Below are 19,047 nucleotides of genomic sequence, written 5' to 3'. Positions count from 1 at the left end.
TATACCTTAACATAATTAACCAATTTTTCTTTGAGATTGATCTTCAAGAATATCGCCCGATTGTCGAATAGAATAACTGTAGCTTTTAATTTTATTACTTTTTATAAAGTAGAATTTTTAATGCTATCACCGCAACAAAAATGACCGTTTTTGTTACAACAATCCAAGGGCTGATGACCAGTTTTGTCACTTTACATTTTATTTTGCGTGTTTTTAACAAGATAATTTGCACATAATTTTCAAACTAGATTTTAGAACGGTCCAAATGCTTTTTCGATTACTATCAATAGGGTATACTTAATTGATAGATTGAGTGAGTATTGATTTTACTGTACAATCAAACTATCATATACACTTGTCTTTTGAATGGAGATGTTGGAGGGGATTTTAATGATTTTTGGATATGCACGTGTTTCTTCTTTTGATCAAAACTTAGATTCTCAAATCGAACAATTGAGGAATGCAAAAGTAGATCAAATTGTTCATGAAAAAATATCTGGAGTACTAGAACAAAAAGAAAAATTAGACCATTTACTGAATCAACTCGTTAAAGGAGATACGTTGGTTGTAACTAGAATGGACCGACTAGGGAGGAATACAAAACAATTACTGGAACTAACAGAAGAATTAGAAAAACGTGGCATTCATTTAGTGATATTGAATTTAGGGATTGATACGAGAACGCCTTCAGGAAAGTTTATTTTGACAGTCATGTCAGCTTTTAGTGAGTTAGATCGGACGATGATCAAAGAAAAGCAACAAGCAGGAATTTCAATTGCTAAAAGAAAAGGTATATATAAAGGAAGAAAGCAAAAATTCAATCTAAAGCATGATGGAGTTAGTCATGCAATGGAATTACATGAAACTACAAATAAGACAGTGAAAGAAATATGTAAAATTACGAATATAAGTGAAGCAACATTTTATCGCAGATGGAGAGAGTATAAAAATAATGTGGGGAGTTAACTGTATTTAGAAAAAATGTGTCCCTCTGAGGTGATATAGTGAGTACCAATAATAATAACGAGCTTGCTTTTCATTCTGAAGAATCGCGAAAGCAAGCTATGAAAAAGTTCGAAATGATAAGGCCGATTTTAATGGAACAGGCAAGGTTGAGTGAAACTGCGAAAGAGACAGGTGTTCCTATTCGAACATTGCAATCGTGGATTCAAAAGTATTCTAAATTCGGTTTAAAAGGACTAATAAGAAAAAAACGTTCTGACATAAATTCGTATCGGATAAATCAGAGTGTATTAGAAGAAATAGAACGGCTAGCCCTCTCTTTTCGTTCGGCTTCTATTACTTCTATTCATAGAAAAGTTTGTAAATACTGCCATTCTTTAAATTTAACCTCTCCTTCCTATAAGCAAGTTTATTCTGTAGTCAAAAATATGCCCACTTCTCTAAAGACGCTCGCTTTTGAAGGAAAAAAAGAATACCAGAATCAGTTTGACCTTATTTATTCAAGAGAAGCGAACTATCCGAATCAAATATGGCAAGCAGATCATACACTCTTGGATATTATTGTATTAAATGAAAAAGAAAAACCAGAAAGACCTTGGCTAACCATTATTATGGACGACTACAGTAGAGCCATTACTGGTTTTTCTTTGAGTTTCCAAGATCCTTCAGCGATTCAAACTGCACTTACCTTACATCGTGCAATATGGAAAAAAGGGAATAAGAATTGGCCTATGTGTGGCATTCCAGAAAACTTTTATACGGATCACGGGAGTGATTTTACTTCTACACATCTTGAACAAGTAGCTGTTGATCTTAAAATGATTTTGTTGTTTTCTACGATAGGAGTCCCTAGGGGACGAGGAAAAATAGAACGCTTTTTTCTTAGTATTAACCAATTATTCTTACAAGATTTACCTGGATATACAAAAGAAAAATCAACAGATAGACTTATCACTTTTAAAGAATTGGAAAACCAACTGACTCATTTCATCTTGGAAGATTATCACAATCGAATACATGGGACGACAAAAATGACTCCTTCATTTATGTGGAATGAATCTGGATTTTTACCTAATCTACCGGAAAGTTTGGAAACACTAGATTTATTACTATTGAATGTAGCAAAACCAAGAAAAGTTCGCTCTGATGGCATTCACTTTCAAGGATTTCGTTATATGAACGTTAATTTGGCAGCCTATGTAGGAGAACTTGTCATCATTCGCTATGATCCAAGAGATATGGCTGAAATACGAGTGTTTTATCAAGAAAAGTATCTTTGTACAGCGATTTGTGCGGAGCTTTCTGAGTTCACTGTGGACGTTAAAGAAATTGTTGCTGCTCGTAATAAGCGACGCAGGGAATTACAGAAACAGATAGCCCCCACAAGAACTATATCAGAAGAAATCAAGATAAGTAAGCAAGCAGATTTAGCTGACAAAGAAACTGTAACAGACCATAAGAAGACGAAATTAAAAAGGTATTTCAATGAATAGTCATTTGAGTTTTATAGAAACGAAAGAATATAAACGTTTTATGGAATTTTGTGAAGCCTGTATTAAATATAAATATATTGGTATTTGTTATGGACTTCCTGGAGTTGGTAAAACACTATCGTCTAGATATTTTTCTAAATGGGATTATGTTGAACAGTTCACCCAATATAATTTTAAAGAAATACAAAATAAACCGATAGAAAAGAAAATTTTACAGTGTAAAACACTTTTTTATACTGCCCCAGCAATTAAAGCTTCTAAAATGACAAGTGATTTGCAATCGTTAGACATAAGTTTAAATCTAGCAAAATCCACTTATGAGTTTCAACAAACGGGAAAGGGAAATTTCTATGTGCCAAGCTTTCATGGAGTAGAACTTCTTATTATTGACGAGATAGATCGGTTGAAGTTACAATCACTTGAACAATTAAGAGATATCTATGATCAAAATAATTTCGGTATGATTCTTGTAGGTATGCCTGGTATTGAAAAAAGACTATCTAGATATCCTCAACTTTATTCCAGGATTGGATTTGCTCATGAATTTGCTAAGCTGAGCAGGGAAGAAATACATCATATACTAGAATATAAGTGGAAAGAACTTGGACTGTCTATTAAACTAGAAGATTTTTCTGATTACGAAGCTATCACAACGATAATCAAGATTACAGGAGGAAATTTTCGATTAATCCAACGTTTATTCAGTCAAATTGAGCGAATTATGGAAATTAATCAATTAAGAACAATTACCACAGAAGTAGTCGAAGCAGCCCGTGATCATTTAGTGATTGGAATCGAATAGCAAAGAGTGTCGCTTTGAAATAAAGTCTGATCAAAAATAACTCAGAAGCCCATATTTTAAGATAAATAAAAAGAATCCATTTTGAAAAAAGGTTGATCAAAATGGATTCTTCTCCAGCAGGTTTAGGTTTGGCTTTTATAAAAAAGGATTGGTCATTTTCTATCTATGTTGCTCCACAATCGCGCTCTGATTGTGGAATAACAACTTACCTTTAATTAGGTCGTATTGTTAAACGGGAAACAATAGTTCAATAAAACAGCGGCAGTCTAGGACTTTATCTTCCCTAGGCTGCCGATTTTGTAATTCTAAAAACCGCGTGAGATCAGCAACCCCAATCTAAAACATTATTTTCAATAAGGTTGGCTTATGATATTTTATTATTGCGATTAATTTCTTCCGATTGTTGTTTTCTTTTTATGGTAGTGGCGACAGTCTGCACGACCATCATCGCTAAGACAATTACAATCAGCCCCACTATTGCTGTTGAGAAGCTATCCGTCGCATCGTAAATCCAGCCAAGAATAAGGGGGCCGGTTGCCCCGATCACATAGCCGGCTGATTGAGTCATGGCCGACCAAGCAGCCGCCTCTTGCGGATTGTCGGTAGCGTCCAAAGGCAGTAGTAGATTGAGAGAAAACAATGCACCAGCGCCTACACCAATAAAGATCGTGGCAACCCACGGTTCAATGGAGGACGCAAGCATCACAAGCCCGACAAGTTCCAACAGCGCTGCAACCGTTAGCCAAAGGCGACGGGAAGGGAATTTGCGAAGCAAGATCGGCAGAACAAGGCTTACCGGAATCTGAACAGCGACGAAAATCGTAAGCGCGCTTGCAGCGTAGGACTTACTATAGCCCATCCCTTGAATAATCTGTGGCAACCAAGCTGTGAATGAATAGAATAGCATGGCCATCAAGCCGAACGTCAGTGTAAGTAGCCACGCTTTCTTATCTGTCCATGGCATTCTCGTCTTCGTGCCGGTTGAAGTGGGATGATCTTGCGGTCTAATATGCCGTATAACGAACAACCACCAAAACAGCACGGCGACGAATGCGATTACCGCCCATATCCCGAGCGCGCTCTGCCAAGAGTTCATACTATTCTGCATCGACACGGTCAAGCTCGAGCTTAGTGCTGCTCCCAAAGTAAGCGCAACTGTGTATATCGCAATCATCGAGGGCACATGCTTAGGAAAGTGGCGCTTAATAAATCCGGGAAGAAGCGGTCCTGCAAATGCAATCCCTATACCCGCGATAAAAGCGGTAATAAGCAAAAGTGAGACCGAATTCGTGAAGAACCTAAGAATCGTACCGACTCCGATGACAAGCAGCGACCATCCCAATACCCGCTCAATACCCCATTTTCCGCTGAACTTTACGGCTACAGGAGCGAAGAGTCCCATGCAAAGAACCGGAATCGAGGTCAGCAAACTCGCTACGGAGGCGTTCATTCCTAAGCTGGTTCTAATCGTTTCGAGCAATGGTGCAATCGAGTTGATTGACGGACGCAAGTTCAATGATGCAATAAATAAAGCTATTATCATTAGAATATATTTTTTTTTCATAAAAATTTCATACTCTCCTTTAGGATGTTATTATAAATTTCAATTTAAAATTTACTATCTCTATATTGACCGTAAATTAATAAGAAATTGGGCTTTTTCATTACTTCATTAAAGCGCCCTATTCTGGAATCTTAACTTTTTAATTTATTTGTTTTTTATTTCTCGTCTTACTAGTGGCATTACTTTAGTAGCTAATAATTCAATCGCACTTGCAACTTGGGAGAACGGCTGACAAATATCAAGCTGCATAATAAAGCGATCATGACCAAATAATTCGTGCTGATAGAGAATTTTTTCAACGATTTCTTCAGGACCTCCAACAGCAAGTGCATCGTTTTTAGAAACAGCTGCTGCCACTTGCTCTTTAGGAATATTTCTTCTCATCATCGTTCTAATATAATTTGAATAATATGGATGAAATTCATTAACAGCTTGTTCTGCAGTCTTGCCAATATAGCCATGGCTTGTGATCGCAATTTTTAGATCCTCTTCTGCGTGACCTGCCGAAATCCCAGCTTGACGATAGGCTTCTACTAAAGGTTTTACATAAAGAGGATTACCTCCTAAAATAGCAAGTGCCATTCCAAACCCAGCCTGTCCAGCCCGCACTGCACTTGCATCGGTTCCTCCTACTCCTCTCCAAATAGGAATCTTATTTTGTTTCGGTCTAGGTGCAATTTCGCTATTATTTAATGGCGAACGAAATTTCCCTTTCCATGTAACCCGTTCATTGTTATTTAATTCTTGTAACAGTTGTAATTTCTCTTCAAAAAGCTCGTGATAATCATGCAAGTCATAGCCAAAAAGAGGGAAAGATTCGATAAATGCTCCTCTACCTGCCATGATTTCAGCACGCCCGCCTGAAATTAAATCTACTGTCGAAAAGTCTTCAAATACTCTTACAGGATCTGCTGTACCTAATACGGTTGTAGCGCTGGCTAGTCGAATATTTTTCGTTGCTTGTGCAATCGCTGCTAATACAACAGGTGTAGATGAAACCGCAAAATCCAAACGATGATGTTCCCCTAAACCAAAAATATCCAATCCTACTTCATCAGCCAGCTTCGCTGTCTCGATGATATTTTGAATACGCTCTTCTGCAGAAATCATTTTTCCAGTAATGGGATCTGGAATTATTTCTCCAAAAGTATAGATACCAAATTCAAACTTCTCTTGATTTGCAATGCTCATAAGGCAACCCTCTTTCATTCATATAATGATCTTCCCTTAAAATAAAGTAGCATCCAGTGAATATTGCCCTGCACCCGTAAGAGCTATAGCAATTGCTACAACTAATGTAGCAAGACAGTATTCATATCCACCTTTTTGTCCTCCCCTTTCATTCTCTTTATCTAAAATGTTTTTAAATTTCCTTTGAATAATGTTATTATTGCTCATAATAATCATTTTAAAAAGTACGCACTTAAAAGTGGTATAGTATATAAAAAGATACTAAGGGGGTAATTAGGATGAATATAGAACCAGAATTCTGTGGTGTAGCAGATTCTTTAAGCATATTAGTCGGGAAATGGAAACCAATTATCTTATTGCATTTATTGAAGAACGGTACTCAAAGATTCAGTGAATTAAAACGAAGAATGCCTGGAATCACGCAAAAAATGCTGACTAATCAATTACGCGAGTTGGAAAACGAGGATATTATTCAGCGTGTTGTCTACCCACAGGTTCCTCCTAAAGTGGAATATTCGATTACTGAATATGGCAGGAGCTTGGAACCAATCTTACACGCAATGCATGAATGGGAAACAAAGCATACATTGCATAAAAGACAAAAAAATGAACGAAAGAGTGAGTAAATAAAAAGCTGCCAATTAAGGCAGCTTGTTTTAATTAAATATCCAGTTTTCTTTAAAGGTATTGCTCAATTAAATGACCCTTTCTGGAATAACTATACAAAAATAACCCGTTCGAAAAAGTTCATTTTTCGAACGGGTTATTCAGTTTCTTCATACGCTAAGGAACTTAATTTACGTTTCTTTGACCATTTATCAAAAGGAATACTATAATCAATTAATAATTAAACCTCTGCTTTTTTTTAAAGGAACACTGTAACAATCATCGCAAACTCCATTATTATCATGGTATTCCTATTCATCCATTATTTCTTTATTACATTTAGAACATTTCAATGACTGATTCGCTATTGATACTTCAATGCGATCCATAGTTTCATCTCCTTTTTACCATTTATAATTCGATAAAAGGAGATTATTCCCTGCTTAAAAAGCACATCTGAATAAACAGCTACTCAGTTATTTCGTACCCTTCTGAATAAAAAACAACTTCGACCGTATGTGTAACATTAATGCTTTACATTCTCCATTTTTATTGTGATATGCTTCGTCCCCCACTCATGCATTGCTTCCAAAATAGGCTTCAATGTTATTCCATACTCAGTTATTGAATACTCAACTTTTGGTGGGACTTGAGGATATACTTCCCGACTTATGAGCCCTTCTTCTTCTAATTCTCGTAATTGACTTGTTAGCATTTTAGGTGTAATACCTACTAGTGCTTTTTTTAATTCCCCGTATCGCATTGTACCCTCCGACATTAGATACAATAAGATAATTGGCTTCCATTTTCCAACTAGAATTGAAAGAGGACCTTGTACTTTACAGTATTTAGGTTGTATTTTCATGTTAACCTCCTTTAGTATCCTTTTGTATACTATACCACTATAAAGTGCATACTTACATAATTAATTTCAATGATTTATTATGATTCTAATAGCTAAAAAAGGAGATGGAAATATGAAACTTCGTGAAATAAAAAAAATATGGACGGTAAACGAACAAAAAATCAGTCCTATTCATACCGCTGGACCCGTTCTTGCACCTGGAAATTGGGTGGATTATGACCCGTTTTTATTATTAATGGAAGATAAATTTGAAAAAGGAACATTTGATGTGCATCCTCATCGTGGTATAGAGACCCTAACATATATCATCGATGGAAGACTTCAACATTATGACAATGCTACTGGTGCGGGGGGAATTCTAGAAAAGGGAGACTTGCAATTTATGACTGCTGGTAGAGGGGTTCTTCATAACGAATCACCACTTGATGGTGAAAAAGTTCATCTCCTTCAACTTTGGGTTAACTTACCTCGTAAATATAAAATGGTAAAACCCCGTTATCAAAATATGCATTCAAAAGACATGCCTGTTCGTGAGGAGAATGGTGCTTTAATTAGGGTATTTTCAGGTTCGTCAGGAGATATTGTATCGAATACACTGAATTACGCACCTGTTACATTTGTAGAAATAGTTTTAGAAAAAGGATCATACGCTATTCAAGATCTTCCTGGTACTTATAATGGCTATATTTATGTATTAGAAGGAAGTGGCACATTCGGAGAAAATAAAGTCGAAGCGAAAAAAGGGCAAGCGATGTGGCTAGGTTCCACAGATGAAGAGATTAGAAGTGGTATCCATGTTTCTGCAAACGAAAACTTACGACTTGTTCTGTTTGCAGGTGAGCCTATCAAAGAACCTGTAGTAGCATATGGACCTTTCGTAATGAATACAGAAGAAGAAATACGACAGGCTTATCAGGATTATCGTGAGGGTAAATTCGAAACTTTAGAAGATTAAGGAGTTTACGGAAATAGTTATTCTGAATTTGATTAACTCATTGAGATTGTTGTAATTTGCTCGTGTCATTATCCTTAAAGTCAGGAGTTTGTCTTTTTTTATTCTATTTTCTAAAACAAAAAGGTTGGAGCATAAAACAGAATTTCTTCTGCTATATGCTCCAACCTCTTTCTTTACCTTCAGCCAGAGAACATTTAATCTTCTTTGCAGAAGAACCGAAATGATCTCACGCTTGATATTTCTTAATCAAATTAACAAACGTGTCGACGAATGATTGTAAGAATTGAACAGTTCCTTCATTCTTAACTTTGCCACTTTCATCCAATAAATCTGTGGTATTACCAATATAAGCTTCTGGTTGTTGAACCACTGGCATATTTAAGCATGTAATAATCTGACGCAAATGGTGGTTTGCGCCAAATCCACCCAAATTACCGGGAGATTGACTGATAATAGCCGCCGGTTTGCCATTCCATACACTTGCTCCATAAGGACGGGAACCTACATCCAGTGCGTTACTTAATACAGCAGGTACAGAACGGTTATATTCAGGCGTTACAAATAAAACAGCGTCAATTTCCTTTATTCTATTACGGAAAGTAGTATATTCTGCCCGAACATTGTTTTCATTATCATAATCTTGATTATAGAAAGGTAAATTTTCGATTTCGATAAATTCACTTTCATATCCTTCAGGGAATAAAGCCGCAACATTGGCTGCAATTTTTTTAGAAAAAGATTCTTTCCGCAGACTACCAACTAAAATACCGATTTTTGTCACTTTATATCAGCCTTTCTCTTCAAAACGTATTCTTCTTTTACCTTACGAAAACTCATATACGTTCTGTTAATACTATCTTTTTATTTTTAACTTACAATATTATTATTACTCACATATATCATTTTAAAAAGTACGCACTTTTAAGTGATATAGTATATAAAAGGATACTATGTATGGTGGTAGAAATGGTAAGTGTTCTTAATTTATGGTTATCCCTTTAATTGTTTTAAACCTCAATTTATGATGGTAGTTGTTCAATAATATGGCCCTTATCTACAGTATGTTTTCCTATCGTATTCAACGTATCTTATGATATCAAAAATGGTAGTTTTCTATCTTTGTGGAAGCATTATCTACAGTAATTATTTATAGTATTCAACGTACACAAAGATAGGACTTTATTTGGAGAGATGGGTATGATAGGCTCGTTGCCTGATGAAACAACCGCTTCAGACTTTCAAGACAAATCGTACCCATAGAGGCTCCAAGTCAAGTCCTTAAACGCTTATCTATGACTACATGTACACAATGATAAAAGCTGCATTCTATCAACCCTTTTTCACTGATACTGTAGATAAGGGCCATTTAACAGAACAACTCTATTGTCACTCAACAGTTCCATAAACCACCTTTCAACTCAGGTATTCTTTCCTTTTTCACTATAAAACCCCCCCCTTTAGATAACCATATCCAAAGGGGTAAAACCGGTACAACTTTTTTATAAACAGTACGACTTTCTTTCAAAGCCACAGAAAGAACCCACTTTCTGCTATTTCTTTTACACCAAATGCGCAAAATACCTTGTCAAAAACATGCAAAATAAAATGTAAAGTGACACCAGTTTAGCAAACTAGCAAAATAGGTGTAACAAAAATATGTAACATTATTATTTGTAACAATACTAACTTTTTATGATTTTTGATACAATATCATAAAAGGAGAGGATGACAATGAAGTTTGGTTACATGCGCGTTTCTACCATTGACCAAAATCTGGACCGCCAGAAAAGACAACTTGAAGAATTTGGATGCGAGCGTATCTTTTTCGAGAAGGTAACAGGAACCAAACGAGATCGGCCAGAATTAAATCGTATGCTGGAGTTTCTTCGATCAGAAGATACGGTTGTTGTCACCGACCTGACTCGTCTATCACGTTCCACGAAAGATCTTATTGAAATTACAGAACTGATTTCCCAAAAAGGAGCTCATCTAAAAAGTTTAAAGGAATCCTGGTTGGATACAACAACGGCACACGGTAAAATGCTTTTTACCATTTTTGCCGGAATTGCTCAGTTTGAAAGAGACTTAACTTCAGAACGGACAAAGGAAGGGATTCAGGCTGCAAGGAAAAGAGGAAAATATCCGGGAAGACCGAAAACCGATGAAGAAAAAGTTAATTATGCTTTATACCTTATAGACCAAGGGCTGAGTCGTACGGATGCTGCAGTGAAGGCCGGGATCTCGAGAATGACATTGTACCGAAAACTAAAAGAAAATGAATCCTCTCAGTAATCATGGGGGCAAGGGAACTTGAGCAATGTTCACAGTCACATCATCAAAATTACTGGTGGAGCTAGTTCAACGTTCGTTTTTAGAAATTGAATGAATTAAGGGAATAAATAGACTAAAAGGATAACAATAGAAGCGATCGAAACAGCAGGGGACATTTAAGTTATTGGATCTAACGACTAAACAAAATGGGTAGTCAGTACAAAATCTGACTATCCATTTTGAATGCAATTTAGCGTTTAAAAAGTGTGTAATTTATCTCTTAAAGTCACAGAGAAAATAGTGACTGTCATTACAAAAGAAACTGGAGTTATAAAAAAAACGGTACAATACTGGATTCTTGACAAGGAAATGGAAAAAGATATGTTATAAAAAACTGATGATTTTTTCATATGTGGCCCCTCATTCCTCTGAATGATCTTGGTTCCTTTTTGTATAAAGAAGAGCTGTCTTAATAGACATATATTATAGAAGAAATATATATAATAGAACTTCTGTTTAAAAAGGCATGTGTTTTTTTAACAAAAGGGATACGTATTGGTCTATCATTAAACTAATAATCTTTGGTGTTTGTTAAAATATTAATTAAACAATGCTCCTACAGAAATATATTTAGTAAGGAATGTGCTATATGACAACAACTATACCAGAACACATTAGATGGTTTGCAAATACAGGTAAAAGTATTACAACCCCTGAAGGTGAAAATATTGAAGTTTTGGAATTTAAACATGAATCTGATGAAGAAGTCTTATCTTTTTGGGCCGAGCACTTTCGACAGCACTATTGTTTGGATGATGAAATTGATTACTTTAGAAAAGGTTATGGTTACACAAAAACTGAATTCCTAAATAAAATTAAATTCCCTGATCCATCTCGTGCTCCAGGTCCTAGTACACGAGCAGGGGATTTTAGTGAGATATTAGTTGCTGATTATCTTGAGTTTATACTAGATTACTGGGTACCTCGTACTCGTTATGGTGCAAAAACAGTTAGTAATGAATCAACTAAAGGTTGCGACACCCTAGCTTTTAAAATTATTAAAGATGGAGAAGATAAACTAGAGGATACACTAGCAATCTTTGAAGCTAAAGCGCAATTCTCTGGAAAAAAACCTAAGGCGAGGCTTCAAGATGCAATTAATGATTCAGTTAAGGACCAAGCTAGAAAAGCTGAATCTCTCAATGCAATTAAGCAACAACTATTTTTTAAGAACAAGATGCAAGAAGCTACTAGGATAGACAGGTTTCAAAATCCTATTGATCGTCCGTATAATGAAGTTTCTGGAGCTGTTGCTTTATTTTCTTCAAACTTATTTGATCCTACGATAATTTCTAATACATCTGCTAATGATCATCCAAATCAAAATAATCTGAAGTTAGTAGTAATTCATGGTAAAGATATGATGGATCTTGTTCATGAGTTGTATAGGAGGGCAGCAGATGAAGCCTGAGAGACAATCAAGACAACTATTAGGTGCTACTCGATCAAAAGCAAAGATGAATGAATACGGCGTTGAAGAGGAATATCATATAAACCTTAGCAAAGATCCATCAACTCTTTTTACATTAGCAATAGGTTTACTGGGTGATTTATCTGCCCATTTGAATTCCGAGAATACAAATGAGGAATACGTGAAGGAATTACGTGATAATCTCCAATTTTCCGCACACTTTTTTGATGCATATTTACAAACTAATCTTAGAGCTGATTTAGATAATTACGTTTTATTGTTAGGTTCGGCTTCTTATTATTTATGTGACTTACCAGGAAGCTCCTTAGTTCTAGTGAATCGTGTTAATAAAGATAATCTTAACTTAGAATGTTCTAATTTAGATACATTATTAGTTTGGCTTCTTATTGGGGATTTCTCAACCTACTTAAAGGTAATAGAAGGAACCTATAAAATTGAAATTCAGGAAACTTCAAAGTTGCTGAGTAATTTTTATGATTCAGGTTATGCTGAGCCAGAAATTTATAAAGCTATTTACTTTCTTAGGAATAAAGCATATCAGTATGGTACACCAAGAGAATTACTTTTTGCTGATGTAATAAGCGCAGTAGTAAAAAAAAGAATTGAAAATTCTAGCCGGAAATGTTTACCTAGATATTCTGGTTTAAACGTTGAAGATTGGGGAGTTACTTTAAGGAATAAAAATTTTATACAAGAGTTCTGGCCTGCTCAGCATCTCCTTGGGAGAAATGGGATTTTCAGAGGGGAATCGGCTGTAGTCCAATTGCCGACCAGTGCAGGAAAGACTAAAGCAACAGAAGTAATAATACGTAGTGCTTTTCTATCAAATAGGACCTCTTTAGCTGTAATTGTAGCTCCTTTTAAAGCTTTATGTCATGAAATCAGTGACAGTCTTAATAAGTCTTTTCAAAATGAATCTATTAATATAGATGAATTGTCTGATATACCTCAAATTGATTTCAAACTTGCGTCAATACTTAGGGATGAACTAATCCTGGTGGTCACTCCAGAAAAGCTGATTTACATGTTACGTCATTTTCCAGAGTTAGCTGAAAGAATAGGGCTATTGATTTATGATGAGGGTCATCAGTTTGATAGTGGAACACGTGGAATTAATTATGAATTACTACTAACATCATTAAAAGGGATGGTCCCAGAAAATGTACAAAAAGTATTAATATCAGCTGTAATAAGCAATGCTGAAATCGTCAGCTCCTGGCTTAATGGAGAAGAAAGTAAAGTAGTTTCAGGAATCAATCTTTCTCCTACTTATCGTACTGTAGCATTAGCAAGTTGGCTTGATCGTCTTGGAAGGCTTGAATTTGTAAATATAGAAAATCCGGATGAAGGCGAGTTTTATGTACCAAGGATAATTGAACAACAACAACTGCAGCTAAAAGGACGGGAAAAAAACGAACGATTATTTCCTAAAAAAAACGATGGGAATACTATTTCGTTATTTTTAGGATTAAAGCTTATTTCAAATGGAAGTGTAGCCATATTTTGTGGGAAGAAAAACAGTGTATCAAGTCTTTGTGAAAAAATTGTTGATGCTTATGATCGTGGATTATCTCTAAAAAGACCCTATGATTTTTCAGAAAAAAGTGAAATAAAAAAACTGCATTTTCTATATAAATGTCATCTCGGTTCAAGGGAGCCAGTTACTAAAAGTGCAGAACTAGGAATTTTAACACATCATGGAAATATTCCTTCTGGTATTCGTCTTGCTGTTGAACATTCTATGAAAGAAGGTTTAGCAAAGTTTGTAATATGTACGTCAACCTTAGCACAAGGTGTTAACCTTCCAATTAGGTATCTTATTGTAACAAGTGTTTATCAAGGATCTGAAAAGATAAAAGTTCGCGATTTTCATAATTTAATTGGCCGTGTCGGTCGGTCTGGTATGCACACAGAGGGTAGTATAATTTTTGCAGACCCAAGTGCTTATGATAAACGAAACAATAGAAGAGAAAAGTGGCGTTGGAAGCAAGTAAAGGAATTATTAGATCCAGATAACTCGGAACCTGTTGGAAGCTCACTATTAAAAATATTTAACCCCTTATATAGTGCTGATAAAAAATATGAATATGAAATTGATTATCTGAAGTTCTTTAAAGCCTACATAGAGGATCCAGATAAAATTTTCATAGGTTTAGAAAAAATCGCAACATTATATGCTAAAGAAGGATTTACATCGGATGGATTAAGGCGACAAGTTATATCTAAGATAGATGCTATCTCATCTATTGAGAGTTATTTGATGGCTAATTGGGAAGATATTACTCCAGAAATAGATGAAGTTAAAATAAGCACTCTTGCTAAAGAAACACTAGCGTATACCTTAGCCAGTGAAGAGTTAAAAGAACAAATTATCTCCCTTTTTGAATTACTTGCTCAGAATATTACTACAAAGATTCCCGAAAACTCAAAAAGGAAACTGTTTGGAAAGATGCTGTATGGTGTAAAAGTCGCTATGATAATTGAAGAATGGACCACAACGCATTTAGAAGAGCTAAAGGATTGTAACACTATTGAGGAACTATTAGATGTTCTGTGGCCACTTTTATCAGCGAATATTAATAACAGTATTTTTAATAAATGTGAAAAACCAGAAGTCTTAAGGGATATAGCTTTAGGGTGGATTAATGGAAAATCATACTTTGAGTTACTTAATATCCTTAAAGAAAAGGATATTAGAATCAGCACTAAAAAGCAGAGAAGAGTGTTTAAAATAGATCATGTTGTAGAAATTTGCGAAAGTGCATTTTCATATGAAGGTATGTTGCTTATTGGTGCAGTAGCAGAACTAACTGGATCTCTAATAGGTATTCAAAATGAAAATATTGTTGATAACCTTAAGATATTGCAAAAACGCTTAAAGTATGGTTTGCCTGATTCATTAAGTGTAATGACTTATGAATTAGGTTTCGCTGATCGAATTATTTCTTTAGATTTATGTTTAGTTTTAAAACAATCAGGTGTACCAAAAAGTAAGGGGATCCTAAAAAAGATGATTAAGAGTAAAGAAAGAGAAATTCGTGAAAAGCTTTCACAATACCCGTCATATTTTACCCTTGTTCTGGATAATATCGTGAATTGAGGAATTTATCTAAATTGGTAATAGGGTGTGTTAAATTTCTTTGTTATCTTCAATTTAATACTATTTATAAACATTCAAAAACAACTGTTTATGATAGTTTGATTTTGGAATAAGTTTTGACGGAAAAATAAACATAAACAGGGGTGACTTTCACCTCTGTTTTATTTCCCTTAAAAACCATGGTTTTTGAAATGAATCAAGATAAATTCCAATGAGCAGATTTTAGATAAGGACGAAGCTAGGATCATTATTAATTTATAAAGGGTGTTTTTACAATACACATGATAAAATTAGATAATTATAAGAGATAAAGAATGAATATATTGAACTTCTAATATTTGAATAGGATGAAATAAAGTAGTCAAATATAAAGCTTAATGTGGAAGGTGATAATATTATAATGAATTTGAAGTCGGAGTCAATGATAGAATCTATCAATAAGGTATCTAATTCTTTAAGATCTGAAGATATAAGAGGTAAATACTTAGAATTATATGCCGGTGACATACTAGGGCAAGTACATAGTATAAGAAATCAAATAATCTATGGAAGGAGGGGTACTGGGAAAACTCATTTATTAAAAGCATTAGAGGAGCTATTTAATGAAACAAGACATGAAAATAAAGTTTATCCAATTTATATAGATTTAAGAAATATAGCTACTATTAAGGCTGATACAATATATGATAACCAGTTGCAAGCGTTTATTTATTTTAAGAACATAATTGAGAATATGGTTGAAAATATTAATAATAACTTAGAGTTTATTGTTAATCCTATATTGCAATTATCTCCTTATGATGTAAAAGAAATCCAGAATAATTGGCATACAGCTTTAAAAAAGTTAACTGCAATATTTCAAGGAAGTCAAATACAAAAACCTGGTGATTTTATAGTAGATTCCGAAACTACTAGTGGAGCGAATGCACAAGTAGGTTGGAAAAACGTTTTTGTAAATATGAATAAACAGAAAAAGCAGCAAGAAAAAATAGAGGGTTATAGTTACATCAACTTTGGTGCTATTTCATTATTAATGAATGAAATTATAGAATTATTGAATCAGCAAAACGTTGTACTTCTTTTAGATGAATGGTCTGAAGTTGATATTAAAACTCAACCTTATCTTGCGGATCTCCTAAAATTAGCTTTTGTAGCGAGTAACGTCAAATTAAAGATAGGAGCTATAAAGTATAGAACAAAGCTTCTCAAAGAAATTGACAGCTTAACGTACGGATTAGAAGACGGTGGAGATATATTTGGTTTCGACCTTGATAATAAATATGTTTACGAAACTAATAAAGTTAACACTAGAGCTTATTTCTCAGAGCTTTTATATAGACATTTATATAGGTATCATGAACATTTAAAAGTTTATTGGGATGAAGGAGCTCGAAGTGTGTCTGAAGACTTTTTAAACATTATATTTACACCTCAAGCTTTAAAGGAATTACTAATTGGTAGTGCAGGGGTATCACGAGACTTTTTAAACATCTTTATTAATGCACATCAAGAATACTTAAATAGTAATGATCAAAGAATAACAGTTAATCAAATTAGAAGAGCCACTCAATCTTGGTATAGGATGGATAAGCAAAATAGAATAGATAGTTCACCTGATGCAAAGAATCTTCTTGATAAGATAGTAGATTATGTGATTCGAGAAAAGAAAATAACACATTTTTTGATTCCACAAATTTGTTTTAGCAATGAACATCTTCAAAAATTAGTAGACTTAAGAGTTATCCATTTGAGGAAGAGGGGCTACTCGCATCAAGATATACCGGATGTAGTTTATGATGTATATTCAGTTGATTATGGATGTTACACAAGCTCAAATGTTACAGCTAATGAATTAGATATAACTAATCTGGCGGAAATTGGAGTTATAGATAATTTTCGAACGGTTCGGCGAGTGGCTCTAGATGAGGAATTCTTTCTAAAGCATCGTCTTGAAGTTGGTGAAGGAATTAAATGTACAGTATGTAAAGGGATTGTTGATACAACTCATCCTGCATTCGTAAAAAAAGGTTTATGTACAGTTTGTTGGGAACCGTATGATGCTGGAGCTGAAGCGCTAATAGACACTTTAAATAATTAAATATATTTCTATATAAAATCAAGGTAACTAGAGTCTTAAATTACTTTATTAGAAGATATTACAATTTAAGTAATATCTTCTTTGCATTTTTAACAAAAAATTAAACAACTTTATTGGTCGAAATAGGCTATGAATTTTTCTACTTCAATTTAATAAATTATGTTTAGTCTTTGCATTTTTCATTATAGGTTCAAACAGCCTAATATAACTCATCACATAATATCCCATTATATGCTGAATATATCCTTTTATATATGATATATTCAGCATATAAGTGAAGGGAGTGAAAAGATGTTTTACGACTATATTTCCTACCTAGAAGAAAAAGGAATGGCTCAAAATACGATCATTTCTTATAAGGGTGATTTGAATGTTTTTTTTAATGAAACAAATATCAAAGCCGATGACTATGTCACTGCAGCAGACATTCGTAAATGGATTCATGAAATGTTAAATCCAACCGATCTAAAACCACTAGCGACTTCAAGTATTAATCGACGCCTCAATTCTTTACGGAGTTTTTACTCTTGGGCAACAAAAAATAAAAGATTACAGCATAACCCAATGCAGGATATTCAGGATTTAAAATCTGCCGATGAGGATTCCGAAAAAATTATGTGGCTAACGGAAGATGAATTTGAGGAATTGCTTAATAAATTAAGAAAGAAACCAGTCAAGAGTCGAGGAGTAGATCCAGAAGAAAAGTATCGTCGTGATCGGGCTATCATCTATTTATTTACATATGCCGGTCTACGTGTACATGAACTATCCAATTTAAAATTAATGGATATCGATTTAGATTTGAAACGCGTTCGAATCGTAGGGAAAGGCAAGAAAATTAGAACGATTCCGATTTCTGATACACTACTTGTAGAAATCCAAGATTGGTTGACATTCCGAGCAGATAGGGCTAAAAAGAAACCACATGTGGACCAATCTCCATATGTGTTCTATAGTCAGCGATCACCCAAGTTTACTGTTCGGGGGATCCAGACTATGATTGAGGGTTACAGCTTACAAAATAAGAAATTAACGCCTCATATGTTTCGCCATACGTTTTGCAAATGGATGTTAAAAGCTACAAATAATGATATTGAAAAGGTAAGAAGACTGGCTGGCCATAGCAATATTGCGACTACAAGCAGGTACTTAAAGGATTCATACCGTGATTTAGCAGAAGCTGTGGATGCCATGCCAAAATTTTAAGTGAGACATATTATTGCAGGATTTAAATGGTCACTATAAGATTCTGGAAGTGATTTATATAAGATTGGTAATGTTAATAACGGAATACCGGCAAGCCAAACAACTGCGCGCCAGTCAGCGATCGGTAATAACGCTAAAGTACCCAGTGATGCAACAATTGCCCCCATTACATGGCCACTAAACATGATAGCAACAAGAGTATTGCGAAGCTTCTTTTAGAGCATACATATTAGGTTACTAATACAATAAGATTCGGCATGACTCCCCCTAAACTAATGCCGGCGATAAAACGTTGTAGGCTAAAGTTGGATGGACCTTACTTGGTACTATAATCCTTGTCGGATTTTTACAGTTCTTTCCTCAAGATACAGATCATAAGGCGAGTCAACAGTTACTAGCCGTAGCAAAAGAAGTTTCAAGTATTTTTGGGTATAACGAAAA

16 protein-coding genes are annotated in these 19,047 nt (G+C 34.7%); 10 read left to right on the top strand and 6 right to left on the bottom strand.

Going from position 1 to position 19,047, the window contains the following annotated elements; all coding sequences use genetic code 11:
• Positions 1–390 precede the first annotated feature (390 nt).
• The 3 genes from JMM81_RS13165 to JMM81_RS13155 all read left to right on the top strand — a co-directional run bounded on the left by JMM81_RS13165 (position 391) and on the right by JMM81_RS13155 (position 3,258).
• Positions 391–966, top strand: a complete 576-nt coding sequence (locus tag JMM81_RS13165) for a recombinase family protein (protein ID WP_256242036.1) — start codon at positions 391–393, stop codon at positions 964–966.
• A 98-nt stretch (positions 967–1,064) separates the two neighbouring features.
• Positions 1,065–2,456 carry a Mu transposase C-terminal domain-containing protein gene (locus tag JMM81_RS13160; RefSeq protein WP_256242134.1) on the top strand — a complete coding sequence of 464 codons (1,392 nt, stop codon included), beginning with the start codon at positions 1,065–1,067 and terminating at the stop codon, positions 2,454–2,456.
• Entirely contained in the window at positions 2,449–3,258 is an 810-nt protein-coding gene (locus JMM81_RS13155) for an AAA family ATPase (protein ID WP_256242035.1), read from the top strand. Before JMM81_RS13160 ends, JMM81_RS13155 begins: the two co-directional genes overlap by 8 nt.
• A gap of 364 nt (positions 3,259–3,622) precedes the next feature.
• Here JMM81_RS13155 and JMM81_RS13150 read toward each other — a convergent pair whose 3' ends face one another.
• From JMM81_RS13150 to JMM81_RS23095, 3 genes are all read right to left on the bottom strand, one after another.
• Entirely contained in the window at positions 3,623–4,822 is a 1,200-nt protein-coding gene (locus JMM81_RS13150) for an MFS transporter (protein WP_256242034.1), read from the bottom strand.
• A 144-nt stretch (positions 4,823–4,966) separates the two neighbouring features.
• Positions 4,967–6,013, bottom strand: a complete 1,047-nt coding sequence (locus tag JMM81_RS13145; RefSeq protein ID WP_256242033.1) for an LLM class flavin-dependent oxidoreductase — start codon at positions 6,011–6,013, stop codon at positions 4,967–4,969.
• Positions 6,014–6,049: 36 nt separating this feature from the next.
• Positions 6,050–6,220, bottom strand: coding sequence for a hypothetical protein (locus JMM81_RS23095; protein WP_375162383.1), 171 nt, complete (start codon positions 6,218–6,220; stop codon positions 6,050–6,052).
• A 71-nt stretch (positions 6,221–6,291) separates the two neighbouring features.
• On the opposite strand from JMM81_RS23095, the gene JMM81_RS13135 reads away from it, so the two are divergent.
• A complete protein-coding gene (locus tag JMM81_RS13135) occupies positions 6,292–6,639 on the top strand; it encodes a winged helix-turn-helix transcriptional regulator (RefSeq protein WP_256242032.1) in 348 nt (115 codons plus the stop codon).
• Positions 6,640–7,145: 506 nt separating this feature from the next.
• Here the strand turns inward: JMM81_RS13135 and JMM81_RS13130 are convergent.
• Positions 7,146–7,484 (bottom strand): winged helix-turn-helix transcriptional regulator, encoded by a 339-nt coding sequence (locus tag JMM81_RS13130; RefSeq protein ID WP_256242031.1) that lies wholly within the window; start codon positions 7,482–7,484, stop codon positions 7,146–7,148.
• Between the two features lie 112 nt (positions 7,485–7,596).
• On the opposite strand from JMM81_RS13130, the gene JMM81_RS13125 reads away from it, so the two are divergent.
• On the top strand, positions 7,597–8,439 hold the full coding sequence (locus JMM81_RS13125; protein WP_256242030.1) for a pirin family protein: 843 nt from the start codon (positions 7,597–7,599) through the stop codon (positions 8,437–8,439).
• Between the two features lie 226 nt (positions 8,440–8,665).
• Here the strand turns inward: JMM81_RS13125 and JMM81_RS13120 are convergent, their stop codons facing one another.
• Positions 8,666–9,220, bottom strand: coding sequence for an NADPH-dependent FMN reductase (locus tag JMM81_RS13120; protein ID WP_256242029.1), 555 nt, complete (start codon positions 9,218–9,220; stop codon positions 8,666–8,668).
• Positions 9,221–10,170: 950 nt separating this feature from the next.
• On the opposite strand from JMM81_RS13120, the gene JMM81_RS13115 reads away from it, so the two are divergent.
• The 5 genes from JMM81_RS13115 (at position 10,171) to JMM81_RS13095 (ending at position 18,606) form a co-directional block, all read left to right on the top strand.
• The gene (locus tag JMM81_RS13115) at positions 10,171–10,731 is read left to right on the top strand and encodes a recombinase family protein (RefSeq protein ID WP_256242028.1); all 561 of its coding nucleotides are present in this window, start codon (positions 10,171–10,173) and stop codon (positions 10,729–10,731) included.
• Between the two features lie 628 nt (positions 10,732–11,359).
• Positions 11,360–12,181: a Hachiman antiphage defense system protein HamA gene (locus tag JMM81_RS13110; protein ID WP_256242027.1), complete on the top strand. Its 822-nt coding sequence runs from the start codon at positions 11,360–11,362 to the stop codon at positions 12,179–12,181.
• Entirely contained in the window at positions 12,171–15,302 is a 3,132-nt protein-coding gene (locus JMM81_RS13105) for a DEAD/DEAH box helicase (RefSeq protein WP_256242026.1), read from the top strand. Before JMM81_RS13110 ends, JMM81_RS13105 begins: the two co-directional genes overlap by 11 nt.
• Positions 15,303–15,702: 400 nt before the next feature.
• The gene (locus JMM81_RS13100) at positions 15,703–17,400 is read left to right on the top strand and encodes a hypothetical protein (RefSeq protein ID WP_256242025.1); all 1,698 of its coding nucleotides are present in this window, start codon (positions 15,703–15,705) and stop codon (positions 17,398–17,400) included.
• A 291-nt stretch (positions 17,401–17,691) separates the two neighbouring features.
• Positions 17,692–18,606 carry a tyrosine-type recombinase/integrase gene (locus tag JMM81_RS13095; protein ID WP_256242024.1) on the top strand — a complete coding sequence of 305 codons (915 nt, stop codon included), beginning with the start codon at positions 17,692–17,694 and terminating at the stop codon, positions 18,604–18,606.
• On the opposite strand, the gene JMM81_RS13090 is transcribed toward JMM81_RS13095, so the two are convergent.
• Complete coding sequence (locus JMM81_RS13090; protein WP_256242023.1) at positions 18,603–18,791, bottom strand: hypothetical protein; 189 nt, start codon at positions 18,789–18,791, stop codon at positions 18,603–18,605. The genes JMM81_RS13095 and JMM81_RS13090 overlap by 4 nt on opposite strands.
• Between the last annotated feature and the right edge of the window lie 256 nt (positions 18,792–19,047).

The organism is Bacillus sp. V3B (genome assembly GCF_024494465.1).
Taxonomy (GTDB): Bacteria; Bacillota; Bacilli; order Bacillales; family Cytobacillaceae; genus Bacillus_BD.
The sequence above is the reverse complement of the archived record's forward strand: the minus strand, read 5'-3'. Positions and strand labels throughout refer to the sequence as shown.

Bases quoted from the DNA above. Each gene is read 5' to 3' on its own strand.
- JMM81_RS23095 (WP_375162383.1), bottom strand. From the start codon at position 6,220: ATGAGCAATAATAACATTATTCAAAGGAAATTTAAAAACATTTTAGAT.
- JMM81_RS13125 (WP_256242030.1), top strand. From the start codon at position 7,597: ATGAAACTTCGTGAAATAAAAAAAATATGGACGGTAAACGAACAAAAA.
- JMM81_RS13145 (WP_256242033.1), bottom strand. From the start codon at position 6,013: ATGAGCATTGCAAATCAAGAGAAGTTTGAATTTGGTATCTATACTTTT.
- JMM81_RS13155 (WP_256242035.1), top strand. From the start codon at position 2,449: ATGAATAGTCATTTGAGTTTTATAGAAACGAAAGAATATAAACGTTTT.
- JMM81_RS13090 (WP_256242023.1), bottom strand. From the start codon at position 18,791: ATGTTTAGTGGCCATGTAATGGGGGCAATTGTTGCATCACTGGGTACT.
- JMM81_RS13115 (WP_256242028.1), top strand. From the start codon at position 10,171: ATGAAGTTTGGTTACATGCGCGTTTCTACCATTGACCAAAATCTGGAC.
- JMM81_RS13100 (WP_256242025.1), top strand. From the start codon at position 15,703: ATGAATTTGAAGTCGGAGTCAATGATAGAATCTATCAATAAGGTATCT.
- JMM81_RS13110 (WP_256242027.1), top strand. From the start codon at position 11,360: ATGACAACAACTATACCAGAACACATTAGATGGTTTGCAAATACAGGT.
- JMM81_RS13135 (WP_256242032.1), top strand. From the start codon at position 6,292: ATGAATATAGAACCAGAATTCTGTGGTGTAGCAGATTCTTTAAGCATA.
- JMM81_RS13160 (WP_256242134.1), top strand. From the start codon at position 1,065: ATGAAAAAGTTCGAAATGATAAGGCCGATTTTAATGGAACAGGCAAGG.
- JMM81_RS13095 (WP_256242024.1), top strand. From the start codon at position 17,692: ATGTTTTACGACTATATTTCCTACCTAGAAGAAAAAGGAATGGCTCAA.
- JMM81_RS13165 (WP_256242036.1), top strand. From the start codon at position 391: ATGATTTTTGGATATGCACGTGTTTCTTCTTTTGATCAAAACTTAGAT.
- JMM81_RS13130 (WP_256242031.1), bottom strand. From the start codon at position 7,484: ATGAAAATACAACCTAAATACTGTAAAGTACAAGGTCCTCTTTCAATT.
- JMM81_RS13105 (WP_256242026.1), top strand. From the start codon at position 12,171: ATGAAGCCTGAGAGACAATCAAGACAACTATTAGGTGCTACTCGATCA.
- JMM81_RS13150 (WP_256242034.1), bottom strand. From the start codon at position 4,822: ATGAAAAAAAAATATATTCTAATGATAATAGCTTTATTTATTGCATCA.